10 protein-coding genes are annotated in these 13,843 nt (G+C 71.8%); 8 read left to right on the forward strand and 2 right to left on the reverse strand.

Translation table 11 applies throughout. The annotated features are described in order from the left end of the window. The first annotated feature begins 142 nt into the window (after positions 1 to 142). Positions 143 to 3,844, forward strand: a complete 3,702-nt coding sequence (locus ACU6P3_RS24670) for a type I restriction endonuclease subunit R (protein WP_447194161.1) — start codon at positions 143 to 145, stop codon at positions 3,842 to 3,844. A gap of 67 nt (positions 3,845 to 3,911) precedes the next feature. Beyond that, positions 3,912 to 4,649: a M48 family metallopeptidase gene (locus ACU6P3_RS24675; protein ID WP_447194162.1), complete on the forward strand. Its 738-nt coding sequence runs from the start codon at positions 3,912 to 3,914 to the stop codon at positions 4,647 to 4,649. A 79-nt stretch (positions 4,650 to 4,728) separates the two neighbouring features. On the opposite strand, the gene ACU6P3_RS24680 is transcribed toward ACU6P3_RS24675, so the two are convergent. Together ACU6P3_RS24680 and ACU6P3_RS24685 are read right to left on the reverse strand one after the other, a co-directional pair. After that, entirely contained in the window at positions 4,729 to 5,529 is an 801-nt protein-coding gene (locus tag ACU6P3_RS24680) for an alpha/beta fold hydrolase (RefSeq protein ID WP_447194163.1), read from the reverse strand. Positions 5,530 to 5,637: 108 nt separating this feature from the next. After that, a complete protein-coding gene (locus ACU6P3_RS24685; protein ID WP_447194164.1) occupies positions 5,638 to 5,967 on the reverse strand; it encodes a DUF427 domain-containing protein in 330 nt (109 codons plus the stop codon). A gap of 206 nt (positions 5,968 to 6,173) precedes the next feature. Between ACU6P3_RS24685 and ACU6P3_RS24690 the strand changes: the two genes are divergently transcribed. The 6 genes from ACU6P3_RS24690 (at position 6,174) to gatC (ending at position 13,839) form a co-directional block, all read left to right on the forward strand. Next, the gene (locus ACU6P3_RS24690) at positions 6,174 to 6,713 is read left to right on the forward strand and encodes an LOG family protein (protein WP_447194165.1); all 540 of its coding nucleotides are present in this window, start codon (positions 6,174 to 6,176) and stop codon (positions 6,711 to 6,713) included. A gap of 29 nt (positions 6,714 to 6,742) precedes the next feature. Continuing rightward, positions 6,743 to 7,438, forward strand: a complete 696-nt coding sequence (locus tag ACU6P3_RS24695) for an SDR family oxidoreductase (RefSeq protein ID WP_447194166.1) — start codon at positions 6,743 to 6,745, stop codon at positions 7,436 to 7,438. A 128-nt stretch (positions 7,439 to 7,566) separates the two neighbouring features. Further along, a complete protein-coding gene (locus tag ACU6P3_RS24700) occupies positions 7,567 to 8,571 on the forward strand; it encodes a methionine synthase (protein WP_447198060.1) in 1,005 nt (334 codons plus the stop codon). Positions 8,572 to 8,650: 79 nt separating this feature from the next. Continuing rightward, on the forward strand, positions 8,651 to 10,834 hold the full coding sequence (ligA, locus tag ACU6P3_RS24705; protein WP_447194167.1) for an NAD-dependent DNA ligase LigA: 2,184 nt from the start codon (positions 8,651 to 8,653) through the stop codon (positions 10,832 to 10,834). A gap of 313 nt (positions 10,835 to 11,147) precedes the next feature. Beyond that, on the forward strand, positions 11,148 to 13,298 hold the full coding sequence (locus ACU6P3_RS24710; RefSeq protein ID WP_447194168.1) for a putative bifunctional diguanylate cyclase/phosphodiesterase: 2,151 nt from the start codon (positions 11,148 to 11,150) through the stop codon (positions 13,296 to 13,298). A 244-nt stretch (positions 13,299 to 13,542) separates the two neighbouring features. Beyond that, on the forward strand, positions 13,543 to 13,839 hold the full coding sequence (gatC, locus tag ACU6P3_RS24715; protein WP_016642027.1) for an Asp-tRNA(Asn)/Glu-tRNA(Gln) amidotransferase subunit GatC: 297 nt from the start codon (positions 13,543 to 13,545) through the stop codon (positions 13,837 to 13,839). The last annotated feature ends 4 nt before the right edge of the window (positions 13,840 to 13,843 follow it).

A 13,843-nucleotide genomic window follows, 5' to 3' on the forward strand; every position in this document is an offset into this window, starting at 1 on the left:
GACCGCTCCCGGCCGCCGCCACTTGGCCGTGCTGTGCCCTCCGCCCGCGCCCAACTCGCCCCGCTCGTACGAAGGTAAAGTTTCGTACACGTCCTTGCGGGGCGCGGGGAACGTACGGTGACAGCGGGCGGGGAGACCAGCGATGGGGCAGCCGGAGTACGACAGGACCGAGAAGCCGCTGATCGACCAGTTGGTCGCCATGGGGTGGGAGCACCTTCAGGGCGCGCCGCCGGACGAACCCGCCACCAGCCCCGCCGCCTCCGGCCGCTCGTCCTTCACCCAGGTCGTCTACGAGGACCGGTTCCGTGCCGCCGTCGCCCGTATCAACCCCGGTCCGGACGGCCGTACCTGGCTGTCCGACGCCCAGGTGAACCGCCTGCTCGCGCGCGTTCGGGGCACGGCGCCCGGTCAGGGACTCAGCGCGCGGGGAGCGGCGGGCAACGACGAGGTCACACAGCTGCTGCGCAACGGGATCAACGCCCGTACCGTCCCCGGCCGGCGCAGGGGGGACCCGGAGCACATCCGGCTGGTCGACTGGGACGGCGAGTTCGGTCCGGCCCCGGGCCAGGCACACGGGCAGGGCGGGAACGACCTGCTCGTCGTCTCGCAGTTCCGCGTCGAACGCAAGGGCCTCGAGCCCGTCACCCCCGATCTCGTGCTGTTCGTCAACGGCTTGCCCTGGGGTGTGATCGAGTGCAAGGCACCCCTGTTGACCGGAACGGACAGCCGCGCGGCCCTGGACGCGGCGGTGGATCAGGTCATCGGCTACGCCGGCGTCGGGTCGAAGAAAGCCGTCGCCGAGTTCACCCGGTACGCGCAGGTGCTCGTCGCGACCGACCGTGACCACGCCGAGCTGGGTACCGTCACCGCCCAGCCCGAGCACTTCGCCCCCTGGCGGACCGTACGCCCCGCTCCCGACACCCAGGTGCTGAGGGAAGCCGGCAAGGGCCCGGACGTGCCCCTCACGGCGCAGGACGTACTCGTCGGCGGCGTACTGCGCCCCGCCCATCTGCTCAGCCTCGTGCGGGACTTCACCACCTGGACCGGGCAGGGCGGTGGCACCGTCAAGGTCATCGGCCGTTACCAGCAATTCAAGGCCGTCCACGCGCTGTCCCGGCGGCTGCGCGAGCGGAGCCGGGCGGTGGCCGCCGGTGAGCACACCGATCAGCGGGGCGGTGTCGTCTGGCACACCCAGGGCTCCGGCAAGAGTCTCACCATGGCGTTCCTCGTCCGTCACCTGCGCAGCGATCCGGAACTGGCCGGACACAAGGTCGTCGTCGTCACCGACCGGCTCGATCTGGAGAAGCAGATCAGGACCAGCCTGGCCGCCAGTGAGGAGAAGGCGCACCGGGCGGGCTCGGTCAAGGCGGCGCGGAGATACCTCGCCGTCGACGTGCCCGACCTGGTGCTGGTCATGCTCCAGAAGGCACAGCGGGACGACACGGCGTATGACGGGACGGAGGAGTCCCTGGGCGACGACTCGGACGAGGGCGATCCGGGCAACGACGCCCAAGCCGGTGGCGAGGGGGGTGGCGAGGCCGAGGAGGCGACCGCACGGCGGGGGGCCACTCCGCACCTCCACAATCGCGTGGCCAACCCGGGGCACGACGTGGTCGTCCTGATCGACGAGGCCCACCGAGGCCACGCCGCGTGGCAGCACGCCCGGCTGCGCGCCATGCTGCCGAACGCCGTGCTGATCGGCTTCACCGGCACCCCGATCATCGACAAGAACAAGAAGACGACCGAAGAGATCTTCGGCCCGTTCGCCGACATCTACACCTTGCGGGACGCCGAGCGGGACGGATCGGTGGTCCCTGTGCGCTACGAGGCGTACAGCGTGCCTCTGGAAGTGATCGAGAAGGCGGCGCTGGACGCGAAGTTCGACGAGAAGGTGCCCAGCGATCCGGAGCGGCGGCAGCGGGTGCTCAACAAGTTCGCCCAGAGGAAGGAGATCCTCGAAGCGCCGTCCGTGATCGCGGAGAAGGCGGACTACATGCTCCGCCACTGGGCGGGTTCGGCCCTGCCGGACCGTTTCGGCGCACAGCTGGTCGCCGTGTCCAGGCTGGCGGCGGTCCGCTACCGCACCGCACTTCTCGAAGCACGGGACCGACTGGTGGCGCGCCTGGACGCGCTGGATCCCGGTCTGGTCCACGATCCGCTCGGCGCGTCGAACGCCACCCCGGAGGAAAGGGAACTGCTGCGCCTGCTCCCGCATCGGCATGTCCTGGTGTCCATGGACGCCGCTGTGGTGATCTCGCAGGCCGCGCAGGGCAGGGCGAAGGATCCCGAGGACTGGAAGCGGTGGATCACCAAGAGCGACCAGGACGCGCACATCGAGCGGTTCAAGCAGGGCCTCGGTGACCCGCACGACGCCGCCGTGGACCCGTCCTGGGAGGTGGACCCGCACGGCACGGTATCTCCAGGGTGGGCAACCGCGGCGGAGGGAGGCGAGGTCTGGCACGACGCCACGCCGGCACGGTCCGCCGGGGACGAGGAACTGGACGAACAGGGCGAGCACGCCGGCCCGATGGCCTTCCTTGTCGTTCAGTCCATGCTGCTCACGGGCTTCGACGCGCCCGTGGAGCAGGTTCTCTACCTGGACCGGAAACTCGCCGGCGCCGGACTGCTCCAGGCCGTGGCCCGTACCAACCGGCCGCACCGTGCCAAGGAGTGGGGCCAGGTCGTCGACTTCTTCGGCGTCGGCCCGGCACTGGCCACCTCCCTCGCGTCGTACGACCAGGAGCACCTGCGGCAGGTGTACGGCTACGACGACGTGTCGGTCGAGCATCTGAGCCGTAGGAGCACGCCTGCCCACGCGGACACCTCCGGGGCGACGACGGCCCCGGGCGAACCCGTTCGGGAGGGGCTGCTGCTTCAGGCCGACGTGGCCGCCACGACGCTGCTGGGCGATCTGCGGCAGAAGCTCGACGTGTTTCTGTTCGCGCACGGAATCACCGATGCCGGTGCTCTCGCCGACGAAAGCCGGCGCGAGGACCTGCTCGCGGACCTCGCCGACCCTTTCCTGCGGAGCCGGTTCGACGAACTCGTGCGGGACTACCTCACCGCGCTCAACGCCGTGCTGCCGCGTCCGGAGGCCCTGGCGCACGAACGGGACGCGATGCTGCTCGGCGAGACGCAGATTCTGGCCAGGCGCCGCTACCTGGACGGCCGCGACCAGTTCAGCCCGCGCCGGTACGGGGCCAAGGTGCGGCAGCTGATCTCCCAGCATCTCAAGGTCACCGGAATTCTCCAGCGCGTGCCGCCCATGAGGATGACCGACCCCGACTTCATGGCGCGCGTCGACGCCAACAGCGACGTGCGGGCTCGGACCGCCTACATGTCGAACTCCCTGCGGCTGCACATCTCCGCCGAGATCGCCTCGGACCGGGGCCGGTACACGAAGTTCAGCGAGAAGCTCGAAGAGATCACCCGCCGCATGGAGCGGGATTTCGAACAAGCCGCGGCGGATCTGGCCGGTCTCGTCCGGGACGTGAACGCGGCCGGGGACGAACCGGGCGACGCCGACGGGCTCGCTCCTCTCACGGAGCAGCCTGTCTACCGGCTGCTCAGGCAGCAACTCACGGAGGCCGGTGCCGTCGAGATGCCGCCCGGCGTCGACCTTTACCACGCGGCACGGGGACTGGCGGCCGACATCGCGGCGCGCGTTCGTGGGCCGCAGTTCCTGACCGCCGACGACGCACAGGACCAGGTGCGCAGGGAACTGCGCATGCGACTGGAGGTCCGCCTCGACATGGACTGGGACGACCTGGGGCCGTTGGCGAACCTCCTGCTGGAACTGGCCGTCGAGCGGAGGGACGACTTCCTCCGCCATCGGGCCGAGTAGTGCCACGGCCGAGTCACTGACGCGGGCGCCCCGGTGGACTGTCCGGGGCGAGTGGTAGGAATGCCGGGTGAGCACTTCCGTCGAGCAGGCCATCGCGGCCCTCCCCGTTCCCGGGGACTGGCTCTGGGAGGTCGTCGTACGGCCTCGCAGACGCACTCTGGGCATCGAGGTGACGCCCGACGGCGGTGTGCTGTTCGCCGTACCGGCGGATGCCGACCCGGCGGCAGTCGCCGGGGCCGTACGGTCGAGGCTGCCGAGGCTGGCCAGGGAAGTCCGGTCGCGCCGGGAACGTCCGGCCGAGCCGGTGAAAGAACTCGTGGGCGGGACCGGGTTCGCCTATCTGGGGCGGCGTCACCGTCTGCGCCTCGTGCCGGCCGACGACGTGCGGCGCGTGCGCCTGTACCGAGGATGGCTGGAGCTGCCCAGTCCGAGCACCCCGGGCGAGGGCGCGCGCCGTATCGTCGAGTGGTACACGGCGTGCGGCAGCCGCTGGCTGTCCGCTCGGGCGCCTTCCCTCGCGTCCCGCATCGGGGTGACGCCGGGTGTTGTTGGAGTTGGCGATCTCGGAGGTCGTTGGGGAGCCCGCGGGCGGGACTCCTCCATCCACGTGCACTGGGCGCTCATGCAGTTGCCACCGTCCTTGGTGGAGTTGGTTCTCGTGCATGAGCTGTGTCACCTGCGGGTGGCCGGGCACGGGTCCGCCTTCCGAAGGCAGGTGCGTCTCGCTCTGCCGGACGCCGACGCGCGTGAGCGCAGGTTCGCCGACGCGGAACCCGGTGTGTGGCGCGGGGGCGTCCGCGCGTGAACGCGCGAGCGCGGCCCGCGACGCGGGGCTGCGCGGTGTGCCGCCCCCGCTGCCGTTCTCGGCTTTCCCGGCCCGTGCCTCACGCCGCGAAGAAATCCTCCAGCACCGGCGCCAGCACCTGCGGTGCCACCTCGTGCGTCTGGCCCGTCAGGGTGCGGTGACGGCCACGCGGGAGTGCCTCCGCCACCGCCTTCGCCGCCGAGCGCAGGGGCGCGGGGCTGCATCCGCCCTCGATGACCATCGCCCGGGTACGGGTCACCCGTAACCGTTCCGTGGGGACCAGGCCCGTCCCCATCACCGCGTCGTCGTACGCGAGGGTGTGTGCCAGGGCCGTCATGGCGTGCCACACCGGCGCCTGCTGCATCGCGGCGATCGTCCCGGGCGGGGTGCCCGCCCGGGACAGGAACAGTTCGACCGCGTCCCCCCTGCGGCCCGCCGCCAGCAACGCTGCCAGGCGCTCCCTGTACGCCCCGGCCGCCCTCAGGTCCGCGGCGTCGGACCCGTACGGCGGTTCGTACACGGCGAGCTGGCTGATCGGGAGGCCCGCGGCCGCCGCCTCCAGGGCCAGGGCCGCGCCCGACGAGACGCCGCACACCGACGCCGCGCCGCCCGCCTCGGCGATCAGCGCCGCCAGGTCCTCGATCTCCCGCTCCACCGCGTACGGCGCGGTGTCACCGCTGGCGCCGCGCCCGCGCCGGTCGTACGTGATGACGTCGAAGCGCCGGCCGAGCAGCCCGGCCAGGGTGGCCGACGACTCGGCGGTGCTGAACGCACCGCCCACCACGATCACCGGGCGCCCCCGGCCCGACCGCCGGTAGGCGATCGGCGTGCCGTCCCGTGATGTCACCTTCGACGACTTCGACTGCGACTCCGACCGCACCGCGCACATGTTGTCCATACAGAGACGGACCGGCGCGGGCGCCTCAACTCATCGCTCCGGCGGGGAAGTCTTCCGGATCGCCGTGGCGTCCCCCGGACATCACCGCTGTCAGTCGTCGACGACCTCCGTGTCGTAGAAACAGAAGTGCCCCTTGATCTCGGCGACTTCCGTCCTCGGCTCGGTGTAGGCCCACACGAGATCCGGGGCGTCGGGCAGCGACCAGTAGGAGGCGTCGCCCTTGAAGGGGCAGTGGGTGCTCGTGTCGGAGGGGATCAGCAGCTCGGTACGTACGTCCTCGGGCGGGAGGTAGTAGCGCACGGGGCAGCCCGTCTCGCGCAGGAGCAGCGGGCCGCGGCTGTCCGCCAGCACCTGGCCGTCGCGTACGACGCGTACGTGCTCGGTGCCCTGCTCGACCGTGATGCGGTGTCCTTCGGTCATCGTCGCTCGTCCCTTTCCGGTTTCCGGGGGAGGTGGGGTGGCTTTCGGGCCCTGTCTCCCGGGCCACGGGCCCACACTCTTCAGCACCGACGGGCCGTGTCCTCTTCCCGGCACGCGGCCACACCTACCGAACGTACCGCCCCACGCCGACAGGCCGCCCCGCCGGCGCCTGCTGCCCGCGCCCGCGCGGTGCGTACCGTTGCCCCATGAATATCTGCGTCTTCCTCTCCGCCGCCGACCTCGACGAGCGCTACACCCGCCCCGCCCGCGAATTCGCCGAGCTCATCGGCAAGGGCGGCCACACCCTCGTCTGGGGCGGCTCCGACAGCGGCCTGATGAAAGTCGTCGCCGACGAGGTCCAGAAGGCCGGCGGGCGGCTGGTCGGGGTGTCGGTGGACTTCCTCCGGGACGTGGCGCGGCCGGACGCCGACGAGATGCTGGTCGCCAAGGACCTCGCCGAGCGCAAGGCGCTGCTGCTCTCCCGGGCCGACGCCGTCGTGGTCATGGTCGGTGGCACGGGCACGCTGGACGAGGCCACCGAGATCCTGGAGCTGAAGAAGCACTCCCTGCACACCAAGCCCGTCGTCCTGCTCAACACGGCCGGTTTCTACGACGGGCTCAAGGAACAGTTCCTGCGGATGGAGGAGGAGGGGTTCCTGCCGATGCCCGTCACCGACCTGGTCTTCTTCGCCGAGGACGGGGTCGGCGTCCTCGCCTACCTCGAAGAGTCGGTGGGTGTTCGGTGACCACGCCGGGGTGATGCGACCATGACCGCATGGCTACCCCTACCCACCTCATCACCGGAGCCGGTTCGGGCATCGGCGCCGCCGTCGCGCGCCGGCTGCACGCGCGCGGCGACGGCCTGTTGCTGCTCGCGCGCGACGCCGGCCGCGCGAAGGAACTCGCCGCCGTCTTCCCCAGCGCCCGTACCCTCGTCGGCGACCTCGCCAACCCCGACCGGCTCTCCTGGGCGCTGTCCCACCAGTCGCTGCCCGACCGGCTCGACTCGGTCCTGCACATCGCGGGCGTGGTCGACCTGGGGGCGGTCGGGGAGCTGACCACCAGGACCTGGCGCGCCCAGCTCGACGTGAACCTGATCGCCCCGGCCGAGCTGACCCGGCTCGTCCTGCCGCAGTTGAGGGTCTCCCAGGGCCAGGTGGTGTTCGTCAACTCCGGCGCCGGGCTGTACGCGCACTCCGGATGGAGCGCCTACGCGGCGTCCAAGCACGGCCTGAAGGCCCTGGCGGACGCGCTGCGCCAGGAGGAGAAGCCCAACGGCGTGCGCGTGACCTCCGTCTATCCCGGCCGTACGGCGAGCCCGATGCAGGCCAAGGTGCACCAGCAGGAGGGCAAGGAGTACGACGCGTCCCGGTGGATCGACCCCGAATCGGTGGCGACGGCCGTGCTCGCGGCGCTCGATCTGCCGCGCGACGCGCAGATCGACGACCTGACCGTACGGCCGGGCCGATGAGCGGCCCCCGTACTCCGGCCGGCACCCGCGCCGGCTCCGCCGGAGCCCCCGAGACCTCCGTCGCCCCCGCGGTCTCCGCGGCTGGTCCCCGCACCGTGCCCTGGGGTTCCGCCACCGGCGTCGGCTCGATGCCGGGCGGCGACGCGCGCGAGAGCGCCAAGACCGTCACCGGCACCTTCGAGCGCTTCCCCTACCTGGCGGAACTGCCCGCGCGCGGCCCCGGCGCCGACATGATCGGGCGTACCGCGGGCCTCCTCGTCGAGGTCTACGCGCACGTCGAGCCCAGTGGCTGGCGGATCAGTGACCGGCCCGGCCGGGACACCCGGCGGGCGCGGTCCTGGCTGGGGGAGGACCTCGACGCGCTGGAGGAGTTCACGCAAGGCTACGAGGGTCCGCTGAAGGTGCAGGTCACCGGCCCGTGGACGCTGGCGGCCGCGCTGGAGCTGAAGAACGGCGAGGCGGCGCTGAGCGACCCCGGGGCGTGTCGGGATCTGACCGCCTCGCTGGTGGAGGGCGTGGGCGCGCACCTCGCGGAGGTGCGGCGGCGGGTGCCCGGGGCGGTACCGGTGCTCCAGCTGGACGAGCCGTCCCTGACCGCCGTCCTGCGCGGACAGGTCAGGACCGCCAGCGGCTACCGCACCCACCGGGCGGTGGACCGGCAGGTGGTGGAGGGGGCGCTGCGCGAGGTGCTGGCGGTCGTCGGCGCCGGCATGGACGTCGGCGTCACGGGCCGAGCGGCCGGGATCGCTCGCACCGGTGCGACCGTGGTGCACTCCTGCGCGCCCGACGTGCCGTTCGCCCTGTTGCGCCGGGCGGGCGCGGCGGCCGTTTCGTTCGATGCGGGGCTGCTCACGGAACGTGACGACGAGGCGATCGGTGAGGCGGTTGAAGGCGGTACGAAACTGTTCGCCGGAATCGTGCCCGGCACGGACGGCCCGTTGTCCGACCCTGCCGGTAGCGTCATGGGTGTCAGGACGCTGTGGCGCAGGCTGGGGCTGAATCCGGGGACTCTGGCGGAGTCCGTGGTGCTCACCCCGGTGTGCGGGCTGGCGGGGGCCTCCCCCGCGTACGCCCGTGCCGCGCAGGCGCACTGCGTCAGGGCCGCGAGATCCCTCGCGGACAACCCTGAGTGACCGGCCCCGGGCGACCGGCGGCCGGACGAGGCGGCAGTGGACCGGTGACGGTCCCTGGTGGAGCGGAAGGACGTGGACGGTGGCCGGCGAACAGCGGACAGCGGTGCCCTCGGAGGCGCGCGAGCGGCATACCCAGCTCGCCGAGCAGATCGAGGAGCACCGCTTCAGGTACTACGTGAAGGACCAGCCCGTCATCAGTGACGGCGAGTTCGACCGGCTGCTGCGGTCGTTGGAGGCGCTGGAGGAGGAGTATCCGGAGCTGCGCACGCCGGATTCACCGACCCAGCAGGTGGCGCGGGCGTACGAGACGGAGTTCACGGCGGTCCAGCACCGTGAGCGGATGCTGTCGCTCGACAACGCGTTCGACGACGAGGAGCTGGCGGCCTGGGCCGACCGGGTCGCCAGGGAGGTGGGCACGCCCGGGTACCACTTCCTGTGCGAGCTGAAGGTCGACGGACTCGCCGTCAACCTCACCTACGAGCACGGCAGGCTGACCCGCGCCGCCACCCGCGGGGACGGCCGCACCGGCGAGGACATCACGCCCAACGTGCGGACGATCGCGGACATCCCGAACCGGCTGAAGGGCGACCGGGTCCCGGACCTGGTGGAGATCCGGGGGGAGGTCTACTTCCCGATGGAGGGCTTCCAGGAGCTGAACGCCCGGCTGGTGGAGGCGGGCGACAAGCCGTTCGCCAATCCGCGCAACGCGGCGGCGGGTTCCCTGCGCCAGAAGGACCCCAAGGTCACGGCCACCCGCCCGCTCCACATGGTGGTGCACGGCATCGGGGCGCGCGAGGGCCTTGACATCGACTGCCTCTCGCACGCGTACGATCTGCTGCGCGAATGGGGCCTGCCCACCGCCCGGCACAACAGGGTGGTCGAAGGCATCGACGGTGTGCGTGAGTTCATCGCGTACTACGGCGAGAACCGCCACTCCGTCGAGCACGAGATCGACGGTGTGGTCGTCAAGCTCGACGAGATCCCGCTCCAGGGCCGACTGGGCTCCACCTCCCGGGCCCCGCGCTGGGCGATCGCCTGGAAGTACGCGCCGGAGGAGGTCAACACGAAGCTGGTGAACATCCGGGTGGGCGTGGGCCGTACGGGGCGTGTGACGCCGTACGCCCAGGTCGAGCCGGTCGTGGTGGCCGGCTCCGAGGTCGAGTTCGCCACGCTCCACAACCAGGACGTGGTGAAGGCCAAGGGTGTGTGGATCGGTGACACCGTCGTGCTGCGCAAGGCGGGCGATGTGATCCCGGAGATCCTCGGCCCGGTCGTCGACCTGCGGCCCGAGGACGCGTACGAGTTCGAGATGCCGGCCGAGTGCCCCGAGTGCGGCACGCCACTGCGCGCGATGAAGGAGGGCGATGTCGACCTCCGCTGCCCCAACGCGCGCACGTGTCCGGCGCAGTTGCGGGAGCGGCTGTTCTACCTGGCGGGCCGCAAGTGCCTGGACATCGAGAATTTCGGCTATGTGGCCGCCGCCGCCCTGACCAAGCCCCTGGAGCCGAAGACACCGCCGCTGGTGGACGAGGGGGATCTGTTCGACCTGACCATCGAGCGGCTGCTGCCCATCAGGGCGTATGTCCTGGACTCCGACAGCGGGCTGCCCAAGCGGGACCCGGAGACCGGCGAGGAGAAGATCGCCACGGTCTTCGCCAACCAGGAGGGCGAGCCGCGGAAGAACGCGCTGGCGATGCTGGAACACATCGCGGAGGCCAAACAGCGCCCGCTGGCCCGGATCATCGCAGGGCTCTCCATCCGTCATGTGGGCCCGGTCGCGGCCGAGGCGCTCGCCAGGGAATTCCGCTCGGTCGACCGGATCGAGCAGGCCACGGAGGAGGAACTGGCCGCGGTCGACGGGGTGGGCGGCATCATCGCCGCCTCGGTCAAGCAGTGGTTCGAAGTGGACTGGCACCGCGAGATCCTGCGCAAGTGGCGGGCGGCCGGGGTCCGTATGGAGGACGAGGGCGCGGGTGAGGACGTCGGAGACCGGCCACTCGCGGGACTGACCGTGGTGGTCACCGGCACCCTCGAGCGGTACACGAGAGATGGCGCGAAAGAGGCGCTCCAGGCACAGGGCGCCAAGGTGACCGGGTCCGTCTCCAAGAAGACCGCCTTCGTGGTGGTCGGGGAGAACCCGGGTTCGAAGCACGACAAGGCGATGCAGTTGAAGGTGCCTGTGCTGGACGAACAGGGCTTCACCACACTGCTCGAACAAGGCATCGACGCGGCGCGCGAGGTCGCACTGACGCCCGAGGAATAGGGGAGGGGATCGTCGAATTCGCGCCGCACAGCTCACCCGTTCGGCGCATACCAGATGGTTGAGGATGGGCAGGGCGCATTCGGGCAACAGCTGTAGAGCGCTGCCCGTCGACGCGTTCGGCAGCCTACTGTGGGGATGTGCGTCTGTCGTGCACGGCTGCATGGTCCGCGATCGGTCGTCATGCTCGGCCGTCAGGACATGACGACGTGCCATCACATGGCAACGACCGCCGTCGCATGGCAACGAACGCCATCGCGCGGTGACGACGTGCCATCACCTGGCATCGGCTACGCCGGCTGTGAGAGGGACGGGAATGAAACCGACCGAGAGCGCTGCCCCGGTCTCACCCCCGCGCGGCTTCGCGGGGATCGCGGCCGCGGTGACCAGGCCCCCCGTACTGGTGGTGGGACTCGCCGCGGTCCTGCTGGTGACCGGGCTCGTCCGTACGGTCCAGGAGGGCCGCCCGTTCTTCCCCGGCGGCACGGCGGGCTGGGCCCTGGCGGTGCTGGCCGGTGTCATCGTCGGCCATCTGGTCGCCACCGGGCGCGACCGCTGGTGGGGCGGCACGGGGTCGGGCGCGGCCCTCACCCTCGCCGTGCTGCTGCTGTACGGCTGGGTGCCGGCCCTGCTGGTCAGCCTGGCCGTCCTGGGGGTGGTCGGCGCCGCCCGCCGCAACCGCTGGTGGCAGGGCGTGGTGAACGGCGCCGCCGACATGCTGGGCATCGGCGCCGCCGCGCTCGTCCTCGCGGCGTTCGGGGAGACGCCCAGTGTCGAGCGGCCGTGGCAGCCGCTCGACTGGGGCATCGCGAGCGTCCCGGACATCGTCCTGGCGGCCGGCGGCCATCTCGCCGTCTCCCGGCTGCTGCTGTGGTACGCGCTGACACCGCAGGGCGGCGGGCTGCCCAAGGTCGCCCGCACGGCCCTGTACCGGCAGGGGCTCGTGGCGGTCGCCTTACTCGGCATCGCACCGCTGATCTGCGTGGTCGCCATGTCCGTACCGGTCCTGCTGCCCCTGTTCGCCATTCCGCTGATCGCCCTCGACTCGACCCTGCGGATCGCCCGCGCACGCGCCGAGGAGCAGCTGCGCGATCCGCTGACCAAACTGCCCAACCGGCAGTGGCTGCTGGAGCGCACCTGGTCGGCGCTGGAGGACGCGGAGGGCCTCGGCGCCCGGTCCGCCCTGGTCCTGATCGACCTCGACCGCTTCCGCTCGGTCAATGACACGCTGGGCCACCTCGCGGGGGACCGGCTGCTGTTGCAGATAGCCGAGCGGCTGCGGCTGGCCCTGCCGCGCGGGGCGGAGGCGGCCCGGCTCGGCGGCGACGAGTTCGCCGTACTGCTCCCGACGTGTGACTCGGCGACCAGCGCCCAGCGGGTGGCCCGCCATTTGGTGGGCCAGCTCTCCTCGCCGCTGGACCTGGACGGCCTCACGCTCGTCCTGGAGGCGAGCGCCGGTGTCGCCGTCTACCCGGAGCACGCGCTGGACGCCGAGGGGCTGCTGCGGCGCGCGGACGTCGCGATGTACCAGGCCAAGCGGGACCGGACGGGCGTCGAGGTCTACGAGTCCAAGCGGGACTCCAACACCCCGGACCGCCTCGGCCTGCTGGGCGACCTGCGGCGCGCCCTGGACGCGGGCGAGGTGGAACTGCACTACCAGCCGAAGGTCCGCTTCGACGGTCAGGTGGCCGGTCTGGAGGCGCTGGTGCGCTGGGTGCACCCCGAGCGCGGCCGGGTCCCGCCCGACGAGTTCATCGCGATCGCCGAGTCCTCGGGCCTGATGCCCCACCTGACGGAGTACGTGCTGGAGACGGCGCTGGCCCAGGTGGCCCGCTGGCGGGCCCAGCAGCTGATGGTGCCCGTCGCGGTCAACGTCTCGCCGCGCGACGTCCACACCCCCGGGTTCGCGGGCGCGGTCGCCGCCCGGCTGGCACGTCACGGTGTGCCGGCCGGCTCGCTGCAGCTGGAGATAACGGAACACGTCCTGCTGGAGGACCCGCAGCGGGCCGCCGACACCCTCGCGGGCCTGACCGGCCACGGGGTGAAGATGTCCCTGGACGACTTCGGTACGGGCTACTCCTCGCTGGTGCACCTGCGCCGCCTGCCGGTCAGCGAGCTGAAGATCGACCGCTCGTTCGTCGCCCGGCTCGCGGTGGACACCGAGGACGCGGAGATCGTCCGCTGCACCGTCGACCTGGCGCACTCGCTCGGTCTGCTGGTGGTCGCGGAGGGTGTCGAGGACGACGAGACGTGGGAGCGGCTGCGGGCCCTGGGCTGCGACGCGGTGCAGGGCTGGCTGGTCGCCGCCGCGATGCCGCCGAACGAGACGACGGCCTGGCTGCGCGCCAGGGGGGAGCACGGCTGGCAGCGCCCGGCGGAGCTGGAAGCGGCCCGTGAGGCCCGTGCCGCCCGCGCGGCGCGGGAACAGAGGGAGCAGCGGGAACAGTCGGGCCAGGTCGTGCAGTAGCCGGCGGTCGCGGGGCGTACGGCTCGCGCCGGGTGCGGCCGGGCGGCCGGACGCCCGGGGCGAGCGTCGGCCGCTCCGTGACCGCGACCCGTCGCCCACACGCCCCGCGACCCGGCCCGGACCGCCCGGCCGAGCGCTCCGATCCCCGCGCGAGCGGGAGGCCGGGGCAACCGTTTCGTGAGGAGGGGGTCCGGCCCCATAGGATTGGGCCAAAACCAACACACTCACCCCTGAGGATCGCTGCATGCCTGGCATCACGCGCGAGGAGGTCGCCCACCTCGCCCGGCTGGCGCGTCTGGAGCTGAAGGACGAAGAGCTCGATCACTTCGCCGGTCAGCTCGACGACATCATCGGCGCGGTCGCCCGCGTATCCGAGGTCGCCGACCAAGACGTCCCGCCGACCTCCCACCCGCTGCCGCTGACCAATGTCATGCGCGCGGACGAGGTCCGTCCGTCGCTCACCCCGGAGCAGGCGCTCTCCGGTGCCCCTGCCCAGGAGCAGCAGCGTTTCAAGGTGCCGCAGATCCTGGGGGAGGACTGACCGT

This window comes from Streptomyces hebeiensis (assembly GCF_052983195.1).

Bases quoted from the DNA above. Each gene is read 5' to 3' on its own strand.
- ACU6P3_RS24685 (WP_447194164.1), bottom strand. From the start codon at position 5,967: ATGACCGAAGGACACCGCATCACGGTCGAGCAGGGCACCGAGCACGTA.
- gatC (WP_016642027.1), top strand. From the start codon at position 13,543: ATGCCTGGCATCACGCGCGAGGAGGTCGCCCACCTCGCCCGGCTGGCG.
- ACU6P3_RS24670 (WP_447194161.1), top strand. From the start codon at position 143: ATGGGGCAGCCGGAGTACGACAGGACCGAGAAGCCGCTGATCGACCAG.
- ACU6P3_RS24700 (WP_447198060.1), top strand. From the start codon at position 7,567: ATGCCGGGCGGCGACGCGCGCGAGAGCGCCAAGACCGTCACCGGCACC.
- ACU6P3_RS24690 (WP_447194165.1), top strand. From the start codon at position 6,174: ATGAATATCTGCGTCTTCCTCTCCGCCGCCGACCTCGACGAGCGCTAC.
- ACU6P3_RS24695 (WP_447194166.1), top strand. From the start codon at position 6,743: ATGGCTACCCCTACCCACCTCATCACCGGAGCCGGTTCGGGCATCGGC.
- ACU6P3_RS24710 (WP_447194168.1), top strand. From the start codon at position 11,148: ATGAAACCGACCGAGAGCGCTGCCCCGGTCTCACCCCCGCGCGGCTTC.